The organism is Methylobacillus gramineus (assembly GCF_020532675.1).
GTDB classification, from domain to species: Bacteria; Pseudomonadota; Gammaproteobacteria; order Burkholderiales; family Methylophilaceae; genus Methylobacillus; species Methylobacillus gramineus.
Window position 1 is genome coordinate 1,812,719 of record NZ_JAJAVE010000001.1, and the last position, 17,246, is coordinate 1,829,964.

The 17,246-nt window shown below is 52.1% G+C and carries 14 protein-coding genes; 7 read left to right on the top strand and 7 right to left on the bottom strand.

What is annotated here, in order from left to right:
* Nucleotide 1: 1 nt before the first annotated feature.
* Nucleotides 2–1,120 carry an aminomethyltransferase family protein gene (locus LG201_RS08455; RefSeq protein ID WP_226771716.1) on the bottom strand — a complete coding sequence of 373 codons (1,119 nt, stop codon included), beginning with the start codon at nucleotides 1,118–1,120 and terminating at the stop codon, nucleotides 2–4.
* 201 nt (nucleotides 1,121–1,321) lie between these two features.
* Nucleotides 1,322–2,038, bottom strand: coding sequence for a type 1 glutamine amidotransferase (locus tag LG201_RS08460; RefSeq protein ID WP_226771717.1), 717 nt, complete (start codon nucleotides 2,036–2,038; stop codon nucleotides 1,322–1,324).
* A 188-nt stretch (nucleotides 2,039–2,226) separates the two neighbouring features.
* Between LG201_RS08460 and LG201_RS08465 the strand changes: the two genes are divergently transcribed.
* The 3 genes from LG201_RS08465 (at nucleotide 2,227) to LG201_RS08475 (ending at nucleotide 5,275) form a co-directional block, all read left to right on the top strand.
* Entirely contained in the window at nucleotides 2,227–2,865 is a 639-nt protein-coding gene (locus tag LG201_RS08465; RefSeq protein ID WP_226771718.1) for a helix-turn-helix domain-containing protein, read from the top strand.
* A complete protein-coding gene (locus LG201_RS08470) occupies nucleotides 2,858–3,325 on the top strand; it encodes a GNAT family N-acetyltransferase (protein WP_226771719.1) in 468 nt (155 codons plus the stop codon). Before LG201_RS08465 ends, LG201_RS08470 begins: the two co-directional genes overlap by 8 nt.
* Before the next feature lie 153 nt (nucleotides 3,326–3,478).
* The gene (locus tag LG201_RS08475; protein WP_226771720.1) at nucleotides 3,479–5,275 is read left to right on the top strand and encodes a putative bifunctional diguanylate cyclase/phosphodiesterase; all 1,797 of its coding nucleotides are present in this window, start codon (nucleotides 3,479–3,481) and stop codon (nucleotides 5,273–5,275) included.
* Nucleotides 5,276–5,419: 144 nt separating this feature from the next.
* Here LG201_RS08475 and LG201_RS08480 read toward each other — a convergent pair whose 3' ends face one another.
* Nucleotides 5,420–6,757, bottom strand: a complete 1,338-nt coding sequence (locus LG201_RS08480; protein ID WP_226771721.1) for an ammonium transporter — start codon at nucleotides 6,755–6,757, stop codon at nucleotides 5,420–5,422.
* 11 nt (nucleotides 6,758–6,768) lie between these two features.
* Nucleotides 6,769–7,107: a P-II family nitrogen regulator gene (locus tag LG201_RS08485; RefSeq protein WP_226771722.1), complete on the bottom strand. Its 339-nt coding sequence runs from the start codon at nucleotides 7,105–7,107 to the stop codon at nucleotides 6,769–6,771.
* Nucleotides 7,108–7,468: 361 nt separating this feature from the next.
* On the opposite strand from LG201_RS08485, the gene LG201_RS08490 reads away from it, so the two are divergent.
* The 4 genes from LG201_RS08490 (at nucleotide 7,469) to LG201_RS08505 (ending at nucleotide 13,782) form a co-directional block, all read left to right on the top strand.
* The gene (locus LG201_RS08490) at nucleotides 7,469–8,182 is read left to right on the top strand and encodes a response regulator transcription factor (protein WP_226771723.1); all 714 of its coding nucleotides are present in this window, start codon (nucleotides 7,469–7,471) and stop codon (nucleotides 8,180–8,182) included.
* Between the two features lie 20 nt (nucleotides 8,183–8,202).
* Nucleotides 8,203–9,873, top strand: coding sequence for a FecR family protein (locus LG201_RS08495; protein WP_226771724.1), 1,671 nt, complete (start codon nucleotides 8,203–8,205; stop codon nucleotides 9,871–9,873).
* A 15-nt stretch (nucleotides 9,874–9,888) separates the two neighbouring features.
* Nucleotides 9,889–12,237 (top strand): CHASE2 and HATPase_c domain-containing protein, encoded by a 2,349-nt coding sequence (locus LG201_RS08500; RefSeq protein ID WP_226771725.1) that lies wholly within the window; start codon nucleotides 9,889–9,891, stop codon nucleotides 12,235–12,237.
* Between the two features lie 120 nt (nucleotides 12,238–12,357).
* A complete protein-coding gene (locus LG201_RS08505; protein ID WP_226771726.1) occupies nucleotides 12,358–13,782 on the top strand; it encodes a sensor domain-containing diguanylate cyclase in 1,425 nt (474 codons plus the stop codon).
* Nucleotides 13,783–13,850: 68 nt separating this feature from the next.
* Here LG201_RS08505 and LG201_RS08510 read toward each other — a convergent pair whose 3' ends face one another.
* From LG201_RS08510 to LG201_RS08520, 3 genes are read right to left on the bottom strand one after another with little or no spacing between them, the layout of a single operon-like run.
* Nucleotides 13,851–15,425: a sulfite reductase subunit alpha gene (locus tag LG201_RS08510; protein WP_226771727.1), complete on the bottom strand. Its 1,575-nt coding sequence runs from the start codon at nucleotides 15,423–15,425 to the stop codon at nucleotides 13,851–13,853.
* Between the two features lie 2 nt (nucleotides 15,426–15,427).
* Nucleotides 15,428–16,441 (bottom strand): FAD:protein FMN transferase, encoded by a 1,014-nt coding sequence (locus LG201_RS08515; RefSeq protein WP_226771728.1) that lies wholly within the window; start codon nucleotides 16,439–16,441, stop codon nucleotides 15,428–15,430.
* Nucleotides 16,442–16,443: 2 nt separating this feature from the next.
* Nucleotides 16,444–17,241 carry a DUF4198 domain-containing protein gene (locus LG201_RS08520; RefSeq protein ID WP_226771729.1) on the bottom strand — a complete coding sequence of 266 codons (798 nt, stop codon included), beginning with the start codon at nucleotides 17,239–17,241 and terminating at the stop codon, nucleotides 16,444–16,446.
* Between the last annotated feature and the right edge of the window lie 5 nt (nucleotides 17,242–17,246).

Genomic DNA, 17,246 nt, shown 5'->3' on the forward strand with positions numbered 1-17,246 from the left:
TCTAGACCCCGGAGCGAGGATGGGTACGTAAACGCAACGGGTCATAAAAAGGAGTAGGTGCGACATAGGCATCGCAACTGATGTGTTTTCCCTGGATTTTCACGTCAGTCCCGTTGACTGCCAATTCTGGCGAGATATGGGCCAGGGCCAATGACTGCATCAGATATCGACTATAGGAAGCGCTAGTGACTACCCCTACTTTTTTGCCATCATGCAGAATCTCAGCTCCGGCCTCTACCGCTACATTGGAGCGGCAAATCAGTCCCACCTGGCGAATGCGCTCCCTGCCCTTAAGGGCCAGCACAGCCTCCTTGCCAAGGTAGTCCCCCTTTTTGTCCAGATCAACACCCCATCCCATATTCACTTCCCACGGGGTGGTGTCACTTTCTGGCATTTCGAAGGGAAAAAACAGCAATGCAGCCTCTATCCGTGTCAGCTCCAGTGAATTCCACGAAGCAGGGATGACACCCACTGATGCGCCCGCTTTCAATATTTCATCCCAGATCAGGATGGCATCCTCAGCACGGCAATAGACCTCATAACCCAGTTCTCCTGAGTAACCGCCACGCGCAATATAGACTTCCTTGCCAAAGATAGTGGTGGCCTTGTGCTGGAAATACGCAAGTGATTCAAGGTCAAAATCCAGCAGGGGATTGAGCACCTCCAGCGACTTGGGGCCTTGCAGTGAAAGAATGTGCGAACCAAGGTCGGCCTTCACTTCTACATTAAGCCCCGCAGACAACTTGGCAAGATTTACGGGCGTCTGTCCGCTGCCGTGGGAAAGGCGGAATGCTGTGGCGGAATCGCGTATCACCATGATGTCATCACAAATGGCACCCACCTCACTCAGTTCCGCTGCCAGCAATGAAGTCCCAGGTTTGAGCCGTGTAATGTCCCTTGCGACCAACTGATCCACCAGCTTCTCCGCATCCGGCCCTGTCACATTGACGACATTCAATGCCGAAACATCATACAGTCCAGCGCTAGAACGGACTGCCACCACCTCGTCATGCACATCAGAATCATAGCTCCATGGAATCGGCATATCATTCCAGGTTTCTCCATCCAGCTTTGAGCCCAGGGCACGATGGCGTTCGTTCAGAATAGAGTTTCTTGACATGCGTATATCCTTAAAATGGTGTGATTTCAAGGCTAACGATAGTCAAAATAACGCGATGGGAAAATTCTCTCGAAGGTGTACTTCAAAGGGAGTAGCAGCGACTGAAGCTCTCATGCATGCATCCTTGCCCTGCTTCATATCGATAAAAGTTACAGCAAAGACAAAATTGCCGGGAGGCTTGTCTTCGCGTGGATAGTGAGATCACTCCAGCCTCAAGCTTTTGATCCAGCGGCTATAGACATGCTCAGCCAGGCGATTGAGCTGCGATACTTTCTCATCAAGGTCAGTGAGAATCTCTGTAACAGTCTGGATTGCTGGCTGGTCGGTATTTACCTGATGATCCGTTTCCGACCTCAACTCATTGGGCGAAATATGGCACCACGCTTTCACCATATCGGCCTGCATTTCTATATGACACTGAAAACCGATATGCAGATCATTCACCACATAAGCCTGGTTATCACAATATTCACTTTGCAATATCCGTACTGCCCCTTCCGGGATCGCAAAGGTCTGGTAGTGCCATTGAAATAAGGTAGTTTCCTGCCAGGGCCCCAACCATTCCCGAGCTTCTGGTGTATTGATTCTGCGGGCAGGAATCCAGCCAATTTCTGCCACGGGATTATCTGTGATGGGCGCCCCCAAGGCGTTGGCCAGCATTTGCCCGCCCAGGCAGTGGCCAATGACTGGAACCTGCTGACGCACCGCCTCACGCACCAATTCCAGTAATGGTGCAATCCATGGCAATTGGTCATTGACACTCATGGGGCCACCCATCATGGCAACACCACTCACCATCTCCAGAGAGGCAGGCAAGGGATCATCTTGATAAAGATGCACAATCTGCATGGGAATATGCTGGCGTGCCAGGAAGCCTGCCAGATAGCCCGCACCTTCCGACTCGGTAAACTGAAACACGATGACTGGCTTATGGGGCATAAATCAAGAATGAGCTTGGTAATTGAAGTGTCACTTGAATGATTTAACTCGGCCCTCAAGGTGAAGTCAATCGTTTGTAAAATTTACTCTCAGGAATCTTTTAATAGTGACTTTAAAAATCTTGAATTACACTGGCAATCTCATCAAGCGAGGCAATAACATCCAGCATGGCTGATAATAAAAAAACTCCAGGCACTCCTCTGCCAGACAGTGATGCCAAGCCTTTGGGCAAACACCTGGGCAATATCATCAAGCAAATTCGCCAGCAGCATGGGCTCACCATTGCCGAAGTGTCAGAGCGGGCAAGTATCAGCCGTGGCATGCTGAGTAAAATAGAAAATGGCCTGGTTTCCACCAGTCTGGATACCCTGGAGCAACTCGCCAATAGTTTAGGAGTGACCATTTCCCGCCTGTTTCAGGGCTATAACCAGCCTACCGGTGGCGCGCAATTAGTCAAAAATGGTCAAGGCATGGAGGTGGTAAGGCGCGGCACGCGCAATGGCCACACTTACCATCTATTGGCTTACGACCAAGGCCCCAAAAAGCTGTTTGAACCTTTCTTGATCACGCTGGAAGATCCGGGTGAAGAGTTCCCCTCGTTTGAGCATGCAGGCACAGAATTCCTCTATATGCTGGAAGGGGAACTCGGCTACCGTGTTGGGGAAGAGGTCTATATGTTGCAACCGGGCGACTCGCTCACCTTCCGCGGCATCATTCCGCACCGCCCTGAAGTGCACGCCAAGTTGCCTATCAAGTTTCTCGCCATCATTCATTATGATCAAGAAGAGTCCTCAGGAGATGAATGAGCTTAGTGATCCAGTGAATATCGAAAGCGCACGCCTGACCGATGTGCCTGCGCTGTGCCACTTGCTACAACAGCTGTTCAGCATAGAGCAGGATTTCACTCCTGATCTGGAAAAACAGCGTGCTGGATTAACATTGCTCATCCAGCAGCCGGATCGTGGCACCATCATGGTAGCGCGTAATGCAGAAGGCCACGCCATTGGCATGATCAGCGCCCAGTTAGTCATCTCTACCGCCGAGGGTGCACCCTCGGCCTGGATAGAGGATATGGTAATAGACAGCGCATGGCGTAACAGAGGCCTGGGAAAATCCCTGCTACAGGCCATCCTGAACTGGGCCAGCCAACAAGGCGCGACACGTGCGCAACTGTTGGTGGACATGGACAATACACCCGCGATTGCCTATTACGACCACCTGGGTTGGCACACCTCACGCTTACAGATGCGTAGCCTGTTTCTCTAGCTTCTGCTGATTCAGTTCGTCCCTGTTTAAGCATTTCATGATGCATCCCCTGCTCATCATGCAATGCCATGAAGCCTGCTTTCTTTCCTGACTTTTTAGATGTTGCCCGCCTGAATTTTTAAAGATTCCCTATGTCTTGGTCGTAAATAGCTTATGCAAATCACCCCGCCTATCCCCTTCAACGAAGAGCAGCGATTAGCCACCCTGCAAAGCTTATGCCTACTCGATACACCTCCCGATGCCAGTCTGGACTTGATTACAGAATTAGCCGCCAAGCTGTTCAATGTCCCTATCTCGCTGATATCGCTGATTGATCATGGTCGCCAATGGTTTAAATCCAAAACAGGCTTAAGCGTTGCAGAAACACACCGTAACCAGGCATTTTGTGCCTACGCCATTCACAGCCTGCGTCCTGTGGTGGTGCTGGATACTCATGATGACCCACGGTTCTCAGAACATCCGCTCGTGCTTGGATATCCCCACATCAGATTTTATGCAGGCATCCCCCTGATCATGGATGAAGAAATCGGCATTGGTACCCTATGCATCATAGGCACAGAACCTAAAGCGCATTTCTCCTCCGATGAGCTCAATACATTGGCCCATCTAGCGACCATGGTGGTGCAGCGTATTGAGACCCTGCAGTCTATCGGCTACACCGACCAGCCCACAGGCCTGCCGAACCGCAGCAGATTTATTGAAGATATAGAACACTGGCGACAAGCCAGCGCGGCGGCTGACACCAAGCATATTGCATTCAGTGTGGATATTTGTGGCCGAGATTATTTTTATGGCATGGTGCAGTCACTAGGTCTGGAATATGCCAATGGATTTCTCACCCATGTCGCCAACACGCTGAAAGAGCAATTTGCGCCATTGCCGCTATACCGTATTGATACGACCTCTTTTGCCATCATAGACACCTCCTTGACTGAGCAAGACATAGCGCGGATTTCTCAGGCACTAGGGCATGTATTCAGCCAGTCAATTCACTATAACGGCATCCCTCACCTGGCTATCCTGTCAATTGGATATACCTACCTGGCGGCACACAGCAGTGCAAAACAATTGATCGGCGCCCTGTCAACCGCAGCAGATAATGCCAGAAAAGCCGGGCAGGTCTCTAAATGCTTTGACTCCATGCAAGGCTATCTTCAACAACGCAGCTTTGAGATTCTTGCGACCCTGCCGCACGCACTATCACAACACAACCAGCTGTCCCTGCTCTATCAGCCCAAGGTCGATTTACACTCCAGGCAATGCTTTGGGGTCGAAGCTTTGCTACGATGGAACCATGCCTCATTGGGCAATATCTCGCCGTCTGAATTTATTCCACTGGCAGAAGAAACCGCGCTGATTCGACGCATCACCCACTGGGTATTGCGCTCAGCTTTCAGCCAATTGCGTGACTGGGTTGAAGATGGAACACGCATGGTGGTTTCCATCAACATTTCGGCCAAAGATATTGAAGATGAAGAATTCGTCGACAGGCTCAGCAGCATGTTAAGTGAATACTCCATTAATCCTGCCTGGGTAGAACTGGAATTTACAGAAACCGCCATCTCGCGCTCCACCCATAGCATCCAGCAGCAACTGGAGAAAATATCCCAGCTTGGCCTCAAAATATCGATTGATGACTTTGGCGCTGGTTACAGCAACCTCAATTATCTGAAGGATATTCCAGCCTCTACACTCAAGATAGACCAATCCTTCATCAAGCAACTGCCCTCAAGCGCCAAGGATATGAAGATTGTGCCGTCATTGATCCATCTAGGCCATGACCTGGGATTTACCATTCTGGCCGAGGGCATTGAAACGCAGGAAATCTTTGAATTGTTGCGCAATATTGGCTGCAACCAAGGCCAGGGATACTGGTTTTCCAAACCTTTGCCTCCGTCACAGATCAAGCCATGGATGCAAGCTCAAGCTGCCGTGCCCTGCACCTACTAAATCCCTGATTTACCTGCCTCAGCGCTCCCTCTTCAGAACACGCATCAATATCCGCCACCGTGTTTAAAATAAAAACCCACCCTCTCATCACAAGAGGGTGGGCTCATCATGCTTGCTATTCAAGCGCGTTGCGCGCTCCACTATTTAGCTGTGATAGGCACGCTCACCATGGGATGCGGTGTCCAGGCCTTCACGTTCGTCGTCTTCCGTCACCCGCAGACCGATCACCAGATCCACGACCTTATACAGAATGAAACTGACGATACCAACATAAACGACGGTGAAGCCAACGGCAATCGCCTGCACTTCGACCTGGCCAGCCATGGTCACACCTTCTGCGTACCCGATACCGCCAAGTGATGGTGCCATGAAAATACCAGTACCAATCGCGCCAATGATGCCGGCAATACCGTGGATACCGAACACATCCATGGTGTCATCGTAACCCAGGCCATTCTTGAGCTTGGTGACTGCCCAGAGGCTGACAAAGCTAGCCACAAAGCCGAGGATGATGGAGCCCATCGGTCCAATGAAACCGCACGCCGGGGTAATGGCGACCAAGCCTGCAATGGCACCAGATACGGCACCCAGCATGGATGGCTTACCCTTGAATAGCCACTCGGCAAACACCCAGCCAATCACGGCAGCCGCCGTCGCTAGCTGGGTATTCACCACAGCCAAACCTGCACGGCCATCCGCAGCCAGCTCGCTACCTACGTTGAAACCAAACCAGCCAGCCCACAGCAGTGAACCACCCACCATGGTCATGACCAGGCTATGTGGTGGCATCGCTTCCTTGCCGTATCCTAAGCGCTTGCCCAGCACCAGAGCGCCGACCAAGGCCGCAATACCCGCATTAATATGGACTACAGTACCACCAGCAAAATCGGCTGCGCCCAATTCACCTATCCAGCCACCACCCCACACCATGTGCGCCATCGGGACGTAAGCAAATGTCATCCAGAGTGCCATGAACAGCAACACCGCAGAGAACTTGATCCGCTCAGCAAAACCACCCACGATCAGGGCGGGAGTAATCGCGGCAAACGTCATCTGGAAAGTCACGAACAGCAACTCTGGAATGGTCCCTTGCAGACTGTCTGGTGTAATTCCAGCTAAGAATGCCTTGCTCAGCCCTCCAATCACGGCATTGCCTTCAGTAAATACCAGACTGTATCCATAGACAGCCCACAAGATGGACAGCAGTGAAAACGTCACCATCACCTGCATCAAGACGGATAGCATATTCTTGGCACGGGCCAGGCCACCGTAGAAAATAGCCAATCCCGGGACTGCCATGATAATGACGAGCACTGTCGCTACAATCATCCAGGCAGTATCTCCACTATTTAATACTGCGGGCGCTTCGGCTGCCACCTCTGCCACTGCAGCAGCCTCTTCGGCCATACAGGAACCTGTCATGGCAAACATACCGGCGCCCAAAAGCCCCAGCAAGGTGGAAATTGATAAAAATCGCTTCATGACATCCTCCGTTAAAGCGCATCCGTGCCGGTTTCACCGGTGCGTATGCGATAGGCCTGTTCAAGATCAAACACGAAAATCTTGCCATCCCCGATTTTTCCGGTGCTGGCAGATTGCTCAATCGCGTCGATGACCTGGTCCAGCAAACTTGCCTCGATTGCGACTTCCAACTTTACCTTGGGAAGAAAATCCACTACATATTCGGCACCGCGATACAGTTCAGTGTGTCCTTTTTGACGACCGAACCCTTTTACTTCAGTCACGGTAATACCCTGTACGCCAATAGCGGAAAGAGCTTCCCGCACCTCGTCAAGCTTGAAGGGCTTGATGATAGCGGATATGAATTTCATACATGCTCCTTACATCAAAGTGTGTTGATCATCACCAGATTGTCCTGGCACATAATGTCTATTACGTTGGAACACGCAAACATCAGCAACTCTTATGCCACTAGAATTTACCTTTATTTTTCAATTGGATAAAATCACACACTATCAATAAAAAGTGTGTGACCGAGAGATAACTCCCTTTTTTCATGCACCAAAATAATCTCATGCACCAAGCCTGTGCAGAAAAATGGGTTCACAATTGTTGACAATCCATTGTGGATAAAACGCATACATTAGCTATAGTGGTGCATGGCATAGGGATATTTCCCTGCTCTTGCCAGTTGCAATGCCGTCGAATAATAAAAAAACAGAAAGGTTTTACATGCGTTTTGCTGCTTTGGATGACGACAATTCAGAGCTGGAGTTGATTCAGAAAACGGTCACGGCACTTGGCCATGACTGTCACACGTTCAGCAACGGCAAATCTTTATTACGCGCCTTGCAGCATGAAACCTTTGATTTTCTGGTGCTGGATTGGGAGTTGCCAGATACTTCCGGCCCCGAAGTGGTGAAATGGGTGCGGGAAAACATCCAAGAAGCCGTCCCCATCCTCATGATCACTAACCGCAGCGATGAGCGCGATGTGGTGCATGGGCTTACTGCGGGGGCTGATGACTTCATGAGCAAGCCCGTGCGCGTACGTGAGCTCATGGCACGTATTAATGCCTTATTGCGCAGACTGTATCCCAAGGCAACACAGCAGGAATTCACCTGGGGCAACTATCATTGCAATGTGGCGACCCAGAGCTTTTGGCATAATGGCGTGGCCTTGAATTTGAAAAATAAAGAGTTTGAGCTGGCGCTGTTTTTATTCCAGAACCTGGGACGTTTACTCTCAAGGCAACATATTCAGGAACAGGTATGGGGAATGCAGTCGGTAGAACTGCAAACACGGACACTGGATACCCATATATCCTCAGTACGGACCAAATTAAAGCTGCATCCCACCAATGGCTATCGACTGACAGCCGTATATGGAATTGGGTACCGACTGGAAGCGGATGCACCAGAAGTATTGAACAAAGAAGATTCATAGAAAAAGTTATCAGGGATCACATGAAAGCCATCAGCACGCATTTGTCTTCACAGCACAGAAGACCATCACCACGCTTACAAGCTTCTCGCTTTGCATTCACGCTCGCCGTCATGATGACTTTTCATGTGCAAGCAGAGACCATCAGCCATACCGTGATCAATGGCGATAACCTGTATAACCTTGCCCATCACTACCTGGGCAATGCCAATGCGTGGCGTCAGATCCAGAAAATCAACGCGATACGTGACCCCTACAAATTGCAACCCGGCAGTACACTCAATATCCCGCGCATAGGAACCACCGTCAAAGCCAGCTTTGTCTACGGCGACGTCATGCTGCTGGACGATCAAGAAAAGCCCTCTCGTCCTATCGAGCACGGTGACAAGCTCACTGAAGGCTCCATCATCAGCACCGGCAACAACAGTTATCTCTCACTTGAGTTTGCCGACCAGTCAATTGCGCGTGTACTCGCCAACTCCACCATCCGCCTGGACAGCATCAAGGAAGGAGAGCAGCTGTCGTCCGCCCCGCAACGTGTCATTTACCTCAAGCAGGGTAATGTGGATGTCTCGGTCACTCCCGCAGCTAAACGCCAACAACCGCACTTCAAGGTCATTACCCCGATGGCCGTCGCAGCGGTGAGAGGGACACGTTTTGCGATCAATACCCAAGAGCAGGCCATGACCAGCAGTGTGACCCATGGCCGGGTTGAAATGAGTCCGCAGTCCGCCGCCGCAGTCTCTAAACACAAGAAAAACACGGGGGTACTTCTGGCAGCAGGTCAAGGCTTGGCCGCCAGTGATCAAGGTCTGGGGCATGCCCAGCAGTTGCTGTCTGCTCCTACCCTGAAAAATTTACCGGACACCCTCGAGCAACCGGAGCTACTGGCTTTTGCCTGGCCCGCGCTTGAAAACGGCGCGAGTTACAGCTACCGCATTGCCCGGGATGAAGACATGGAACAGGTGTTCCACAATGGGCTATCCCACACCCCTGCATTAGCCCTGCCCTCATTGCCTGACGGTGAGTATTTCCTCGGTATTCGGGGGCATGATGCTCAAAGTATTCCCGGATTTGAAAGTGTGCATGCCTTCCATATTCACGCACACCCATCAAGCCCACTCTTGCTGCATCCCCTGCAAAATCAGTCAATCGGCTCTACCAGCCAGTTTTCCTGCACAGCGGTCCTTAATGCCACCGCTTACCATCTGCAGATCGCCCGTGATGCTCAATTCAAGCAAGTGATCGTAGATGCCAGCAACCTCAGCACATGCAGCTACCAAGCCGAAACCTTGGCCACTGGCGATTATTTCTGGCGCGTTGCCACCATCGCCCCTGATGAAACAGGCAAGACTCGTCATGGCCCATTTAGCCAGCCCAGTGCCCTGACCGTTGATGATGAAGCACACAGCAGCCCATCCTCCGCCAGCCAGGCCTATTGGGTCAGTCAACGTCCTGACATTCAATATAACGCCCAGATCAGCCTGGATCCAGCATTTTCCAGCCTGGTCACAGAGAAAACGCTGGTAACACCGCAACTGGATATTTCCTCCCTGCCCAGCGGTCGTTATTACGTCAAACTGGCTACCCAGCTTGAAACCCACACCGGACCATATGCCGACGCACGTATTCTTGAGGTCGAGCATGTGGACAATGACTTTGATCGCACCTGGTTCGACAAGCCCAAACAATAAGTATCCACAGACAGCATGAAACGCTTCCGCTTGTTTCCGGCTTCCCACCTGCGTAGCCAGGCATTATGGCTGCTGATATCACTGGCGATCCTGATACTGGTTGGGCTGCTGGCACCTCAGCACCAGTTACTGCAGGCGAATCATCTGGTCCAGGACTTTGTCACGGCAAAACAGCAACATGAGTTGAGTGAAAAAGTCATCATCATTGCGATTGATGATGACAGCGTGCAATCGCTGGGGCGCTGGCCCTGGCGCCGTAGCCTGCACGCAGAACTGGTCAGGCGGATCAGTGCAGACCAGCCTGCTGCCATCGGACTGGATATCCTGTTTACTGAAGCTGATAGTCGCTACCCCAAGGATGACGAGATCCTCTCTGCCGCGATTCAGGATAGTGGTGTAGTCACGTTGCCCTTACTGATCCAGCAAACCGGCCCAACCGCCAGCCTGCTGCCGCCTCAAACTATGCTGGCAGAGAGTGCTGCCAGCCTGGGGCATGTGCATATCAAGATAGATCACGATGGTACCGTGCGCTCGACCTATATGCAGGATGAGATCAATGGCACGCTGGTAAACCACTTTAGCCTGGCCATACTGCAAACCGCGCAGCATCCCATCAATATCAGCTCCATAACAGATCAAGAGCGCAGCCCTCTCTTTATGCCAAGCAGCTCCGAGAAGTTGCGTGACCGCCACGAAATGCTGATTCCCTATGCAGGGCATACTGGCTATTTCCCACGTATTTCCTATAAGGATGTCATTGAAGATAAACTGCCAGCTGATACTTTCAGAGGCAAGATTGTACTGGTGGGTGCCACCGCCACGGGTATCGGTGATCAATATGCCACACCGGTATCAGGCGAAGACCATTTGATGCCAGGCGTGGAAATTCTGGCCAACATGGTAGAAGGCCTGCTCAGCGGACATACCGTCAACCAGGCGTCAGACTGGCAGAATGTACTGTTCAATTTGGCGTTTGTCGCCCTGGCACTGATTGGATTCAATGTCCTCAGCCCATTGCTGGCACTGCTACTCACGGTCACCCTGCTCACCCTGCTATTGTTCTCCACTTACTTGATTGCCAATGTAAGCGGCCTGCTGATGGCACCAGCAGCAGGTGTCATGGGGCTGATCGTGATTTATCCGCTCTGGAGCTGGCATCGCCTGGATACCGCTACCCGCTTTCTCACAGCAGAATTTGAGTCATTCAAGACCCATTCCCACTTGTTGTTTGGTGCGCAAAAAAATCCACTCTTCAAGGATTTTCTTGACCGGCGCATCAGTGCGCTCGAAGGCGCCGCCAATGAGCTGCAAAGCATGCATCGCTTTATGACGGATAGCATTAATGGCCTGCCTGACCCCACGCTAATCTGTGATACCACTGGCATCATTCGTATTAGCAACCAGGCAGCAGCGAGGTATTTTGAAACGAACGATGCAGAAAACCTGCATCAGCAGCAATTGACCAATCTGATTGCCAATATCCGTCACCCACAGAGCCAACAAGCACTCATCACCGCTCACACCTTGCAGCAACCGATACCTGCAGAGCTTGCAGCTGAGGCGCGTGATGCCAAGCAGCGCGACCTGCTGATCAAGTTTGTTCCCTGCATGAATGCAGCCAACCAACATATCGGCTGGATTCTCAGCATTATCGATGTTTCCCAGCTCTGGCAGGCTGAGCGAGATCGCGATGAAGCTTTCCGCTTTATCACGCACGACATCCGCTCACCCTTGTCCTCCATTATTTCCCTGGTCGAGCTACAGAAATTCAATCCGGGGGAGAATGAGGAACGTCTCCTCAACATGATAGAAAAACACGCGGACAATGCACTGGAGCTGGCAGACAACTTCGTGCAGCTGACACGGGCGAAGTCAGGCCATTATCAGTTGCATGACCTCAATCTGACCGACATGCTGCATGAGGTGATTGATGAGTTCTGGATCAAGGCGTATTCCCGTCATATCACCATCAAGCTGGAACAGGCGCCCACTGAGGCGCGTGCGATGATAGACCGGACACTGTTCAAGCGCGCCATTGCCAACCTGCTGAGCAATGCCATCAAATTCAGCCCGGATCAATCCACCATTAGCTGCATGATCACGTGCGCCCATAATGACTGGCATATCTCGGTCAAGGATGCAGGCATTGGCATAGACCCAGCATTACAACCACAGCTGTTCCAATCTTTCAGCCGCCTTCATCACCAAAGCCACCCAGAGATAGAGGGCACCGGCCTGGGCCTGGCCTTTGTGCACACAGTCGCCATACGCCACCAGGGCAGCGCCTCTGTGGAAAGCGCTCCGGGGCAAGGCAGCACCTTCTCCATCACCATACCGAGCATACAAGACGGATCAACGTCCTAAGCTGGCAAGCACCTTCCGCAAGGCAACTGTCAACAATTGTCAAAACCATATGCCTGGGCATGGCTGTCCTGCATGATAGGGACTGATATATAACGTTCCCGTCATCAAGGTGTAGACATAATGAACTCCATATTGCACCAGGCAACATCGTCCAGACAGCTCTGGATTGCTCGCATACTCATGCTGCTGCTAGTCGCGGCCGCCCTCTTTGTCATGCCGCACGCAGCAGAGCAGTGGCCAGCCATGGACGCCTTTTTCCCCGCCATTGCCCTGATGGTCGCCATCAGTGCTGTCGTAACCTCCTATGTACTATTGGTGCAATTCAACATTCACAAGAAGTTCTTCCTGATCCCACTAGCGGGGGCATATGCTTTTTATGGCATGGCGGCACTGGTAGAGCTCCTGATACAGCGTGAAACTTTTGGCCCCATTCCCATGATGGAAGCTCCCAGCCAGGCTACCAGCTGGATCTGGCACTGCTGGCATATTGGCTACCCCCTGTTCATTATCATTGCCATTCTGTTCCGCAAATATGGGGAACAAGCGGTGCAACTTAACCGCCTCAGCCTGACCAAGGGCATGATACTGTTTATGCTGGCCCCGCTATTGGGTATCGTCATGTATATGGTGGCAGTCAACTCTGGCCATCTACTGACTTCTCTCTTGACTGCAAACTCCATCGCACAGCCTGTCAGTGAAATCGTCGGCTGGGGCACATGGACCATCGCAGCATTGACCTTTTTTATCGTGCGATACTGCGGTGGCGATGACAATGTCATCACCACATTCCTCTCCGTCACTGCCCTCGCCTACCTATGCCAGACCTCCTTGATGATGGTGGACAATACCCAATTCAGCAGCGGCTGGTATATGGCAAAAATGTTGAGCATGATCTCCTCCTCCGGCTTGCTTGCCGTACTGATTCTACAAATCAGCCGCCTCAATAGTGATCTGGCAGACGCTCATTCCCAACTGATAGAAAAAGCCTGCAAGGATGGGCTCACCGGTATTTTCAATCGAGGTTACTTCGATGAAACCTCCGGCACTGAATGGCGCCGCGCCCAACGAGTAGGCGGCACCATGTCGGTGATCATGCTGGATATAGACCATTTCAAGGATTTCAACGATAAATTTGGCCATCTCAAGGGAGACCAATGCCTGTGCAGGATAGCCAAGACCTTGCAGGAAAACCTGCTACGCCCCGGTGATTTCGTCGCCAGGTTTGGGGGGGAAGAGTTTGTTGTACTGTTGCCCAACAGTACACCTGAAGGCGTGAGGCTGGTTGCAGAGAAGTTACGCACCGCCATTTACCAGCTGAAGATTCAGGCGATATACGGCAGGCCGGTTTCCATCAGTGCAGGCTATGCCACCTGGACTGAGTCCTATGAAAACCGCAGCATCAATGAACTGCTGGCCCAAGCCGACCTGGCACTGTACGCCGCAAAAAGCCAGGGAAGAAACCGCGTAGTGGGGTATGAAGAACTAAGATGCAGCCGCTACATTGGTCGTAGCAAATACCATCCTCAAATCGCCATTAACATTTAAGTTTTGCATGCCTGATATCCGTTCAGCCCCCGTTCAGGGTCAGGCATGCCTTTTTATTTCTCTACGCGTTAATAGATATCACGCCTATATCTACCCACTGCCGTCATGGCAGTGAGTACCGACTCACCCACGATATCAATCAGGGCATGGTGCACGGCAGGCGCCATGCCGGTAGCGCTGCCACATATATAAATTACGGCGTGCAGCTCGCACACCCAATGCCTGATATCTATCGCATGCTCTGCCACCATATCCTGCACATACCGCTTATCGGATTGATCCCGGGAAAATACTGCATTGAATTTCTTCAATACCCCTTGTGCCTGCCACTGGTGTATTTCTTCTCCAAAATGCAGGTCATGCAAGGCATTGCGTTCCCCAAAAAACAACCAGTTGTGATGCTGATCTTGTGCTGCACGCGCCTTGAGGTGGGCGCGCAAACCCGCAATACCGGTGCCATTGCCAATCAGGATCAGCGGTACATCAGGTGCGGGTGGATGAAAACCTGGATTGTCCCGGATGCGTAAGGCAATAGAGTCTCCAGGCGCTGCATAGGTGGTCAGCCATCCTGACCCCAGGCCCAATCGTCCATCCGCATACATGGTCTGTCGCACCAGCAGCTCCAGCTGCCCATCCTCGGGCAAGGAGGCAATCGAGTATTCACGATGCGGCAATGGCTTGAGCTTGCCGACCACGGCCGCTGCATCCAGTGACTTCAAAGCTTGCAGCGCATGTGTATCATGCGGTAGCAAACACTCACTTAATATCAGACTCAATGCTCTTCCTTGCACCAACGTATCGGGTGCAAGGTTCAGCTCTCGTAATACCTTGTCTACTTCATGCGCTGGATTACGCGGACCAATCTCGGCAATATCTCCCGCCTGCCAATGCACATCAGGCTCAACGCTTTTCAATGCCAGGTGATACACAGGCGCACCAGCACTACCGGGATTGAGATGCTGACGCTGCACCAGCTGCCACTCGCGATAATGCGGGGCCTGCCAGTCACTCATTTCATAATTATCCGCCAGCACGCCCAGCTGGTATTGCCAGTGACGCAATGCGCCTGCATCGGCATTGTCCACCTCGACCAGATCAAACAAGGGTAAAGCATGCGCATATTGCAACCAACCATCCAAACGATGGCCAAATCCACAATAATTGGCATAGCTACTATCGCCCAGGGCCAGTACCCCATATTCCAGACCTTGCAACGAAAGCGCCTCGCCCATCACCTGCTGCAGGAAAACCACGGCATTATCCGGTGCATCGCCTTCACCCGTGGTGCTGACCACGAATAAGGCACGATGGCATTGTTGCAGCACCTTGGTATCCATCTCGTTCAATGGCAAACTGTATGCCGTCACACCAGCACCCTGCAATGATTCAACCGTCTGCTGTGCCAGTTGCCTGGCCAAGCCACCCTGGCTGGCATAAGCCACTAATATGGCCTGCGGCGACGCTACGATAGTTTGTTCAGAGCTGAGGGAACGCGCCTTGTGGCGTTTGTGGATCCAGGCACAAAACAGCAGATAAGCTAACATCACCGCAAGTGCCGTCATCCAGCGATTGAATGCAAGATTGTTGACGGCAGCGTGGGCCTGAGTGGCCAGTACCAAGCCCGCCATCAGCTGAATGAGCACACTCACTCCAGCATCTCGGCTAGGGCAGGTGAATCATGGGCTGACAAACTGCCTGACTCATTGACGATAAACAAGGCAGCAATGCCATGGGTATTGGCATACGCCAGACCACGGCGCAAACCCATCACAGTCAATGCGGTGGCCAGCGCATCCGCTTCCATACAACTTGTGTGCAATACCGTAACCGAGACGGGCGCATGTTCCACCGGGAAACCGGTATGGGGGTCAATGGTGTGGGCATAGCGTTTGCCATGGTGCTCGAAATACCGACGATAATCCCCTGAGGTGGCGATTGCCATCCCATGGAGCGCCACTACGTTCTCATCCAGTCCAGACTCCTGCTGGGGGCGTTCCAATGCTACCCACCAGGGATGCCCATCAGGCTTGATTCCGCTGCCATACAGCTCACCACCAACCTCCACCAGGAAATGCGCCAAGCCAAGTGTGCGTAGCGCAACCACGACCTGATCCACGCCATAGCCCTTGGCAATGCCGGAGAAATCCAGGTATACACTCCCGGTTTGTAATAAGGTTTGATTGGACTGATTGAATTGCAGCTTTTGCCATCCACATCGCGCCAGATTTAAAAGAATGTCTGCAATGGGAGGCGGCTGCGCGCGCTGAGAGGCGGCATGATATGAATCAGGACCAAACCCCCATATATTGACCAGAGGTCCGATGGTGGGATCAAACGTACCATCAGTTAAGGCCGCAATCTCGATGGCTTTTTTCAGCACAGTGGCAAACCCGTGGGTCAAGTGATGCCAACTCCCCGCAGCGGCCTGATTGAACTGGCTGATCGCAGAGCGCTCAAGCCAGGTACTCATTTCCTCATTCACCTGATCCAGCGCTGCCTGTATAGCCTCTGCCACCTGATCGCCCGACACATCATCCACGGCAACATAACGCACCGTCCAGGTGGTGCCCATGGTTTGCCCGCTTAGGCTATGGACAAACCCGCCAGGCAGCTGCCGTGGTAAATCCCCCAGCTGTGGCGCAATCAATACACGGCGCATGCTTATTGCGGCAATACTTCCAGGGTCAATACATAAGCCAGGCTACGCTCCTTGGCCTGCTTTACACTGACCTTGTCATCGCTGAAATCCGCATCCAGCCAGTACATACCGGCTTCAGGCAAGGTCACTGTGACTTTTCCATCCTGACCCGAGGTGAATTTCTGCCCGCTCTTCTGGTCACGATAACGCGTTTGCCCTCTGACTATTTCAATTTCCACACCTTTAGCTGGCGCTCCATCCACCAGGAACTGTAAAGTCAGTGGCTCACCTGCGACCAGGTCATTAGGGTGTGTGGAAGCCACCATTTCCAGGCCACGCCCACTGGTTTTCAGCTTGCTAGGCGATCCAACACTGACATAGGCCTCAAGTCGATTGGCAATCTCGGACACCTTCACCTCTTTGGCATCTGCAGGAATACGCTTGCTCAACTCCTCGGCCTTGCCCATAAAGCGCTTGGCTTGGTCAGCCTCCTTCCATGAGGCACGTACGCCCTCACGATACATGGAAAGTCGATACGTGCCTTTTTGCTCGAACTTGGCATCAAATGTGGTCCGTAATTCACCTTTACCGATATTGATCGGCTCCACTTTACTGCCATCCGGGGCCACAATCTGCAGCTCATCAATCTGCAAAGGGCGGTGGTTGAAATGAAAAGGATCGTTAGAAACCGCGGCATCAAAAGTGACAAACTGCGGGGCTGAAAGTACCGTACTGGACGGCAGCAGCCAGTATCCATGCCCATAAGCCGCGGTTGTCGTCATGGCAGCAGCCATTGCCAGCACAGTCATCATTCGTTTCATATTCA

What these genes read in the sequence shown, in the direction of transcription:
- LG201_RS08455 (WP_226771716.1), bottom strand. Translation starts at nt 1,120, where the DNA reads ATGTCAAGAAACTCTATTCTGAACGAACGCCATCGTGCCCTGGGCTCA.
- LG201_RS08465 (WP_226771718.1), top strand. Translation starts at nt 2,227, where the DNA reads ATGGCTGATAATAAAAAAACTCCAGGCACTCCTCTGCCAGACAGTGAT.
- LG201_RS08470 (WP_226771719.1), top strand. Translation starts at nt 2,858, where the DNA reads ATGAATGAGCTTAGTGATCCAGTGAATATCGAAAGCGCACGCCTGACC.
- LG201_RS08475 (WP_226771720.1), top strand. Translation starts at nt 3,479, where the DNA reads ATGCAAATCACCCCGCCTATCCCCTTCAACGAAGAGCAGCGATTAGCC.
- LG201_RS08480 (WP_226771721.1), bottom strand. Translation starts at nt 6,757, where the DNA reads ATGAAGCGATTTTTATCAATTTCCACCTTGCTGGGGCTTTTGGGCGCC.
- LG201_RS08485 (WP_226771722.1), bottom strand. Translation starts at nt 7,107, where the DNA reads ATGAAATTCATATCCGCTATCATCAAGCCCTTCAAGCTTGACGAGGTG.
- LG201_RS08490 (WP_226771723.1), top strand. Translation starts at nt 7,469, where the DNA reads ATGCGTTTTGCTGCTTTGGATGACGACAATTCAGAGCTGGAGTTGATT.
- LG201_RS08495 (WP_226771724.1), top strand. Translation starts at nt 8,203, where the DNA reads ATGAAAGCCATCAGCACGCATTTGTCTTCACAGCACAGAAGACCATCA.
- LG201_RS08500 (WP_226771725.1), top strand. Translation starts at nt 9,889, where the DNA reads ATGAAACGCTTCCGCTTGTTTCCGGCTTCCCACCTGCGTAGCCAGGCA.
- LG201_RS08505 (WP_226771726.1), top strand. Translation starts at nt 12,358, where the DNA reads ATGAACTCCATATTGCACCAGGCAACATCGTCCAGACAGCTCTGGATT.
- LG201_RS08515 (WP_226771728.1), bottom strand. Translation starts at nt 16,441, where the DNA reads ATGCGCCGTGTATTGATTGCGCCACAGCTGGGGGATTTACCACGGCAG.
- LG201_RS08520 (WP_226771729.1), bottom strand. Translation starts at nt 17,241, where the DNA reads ATGAAACGAATGATGACTGTGCTGGCAATGGCTGCTGCCATGACGACA.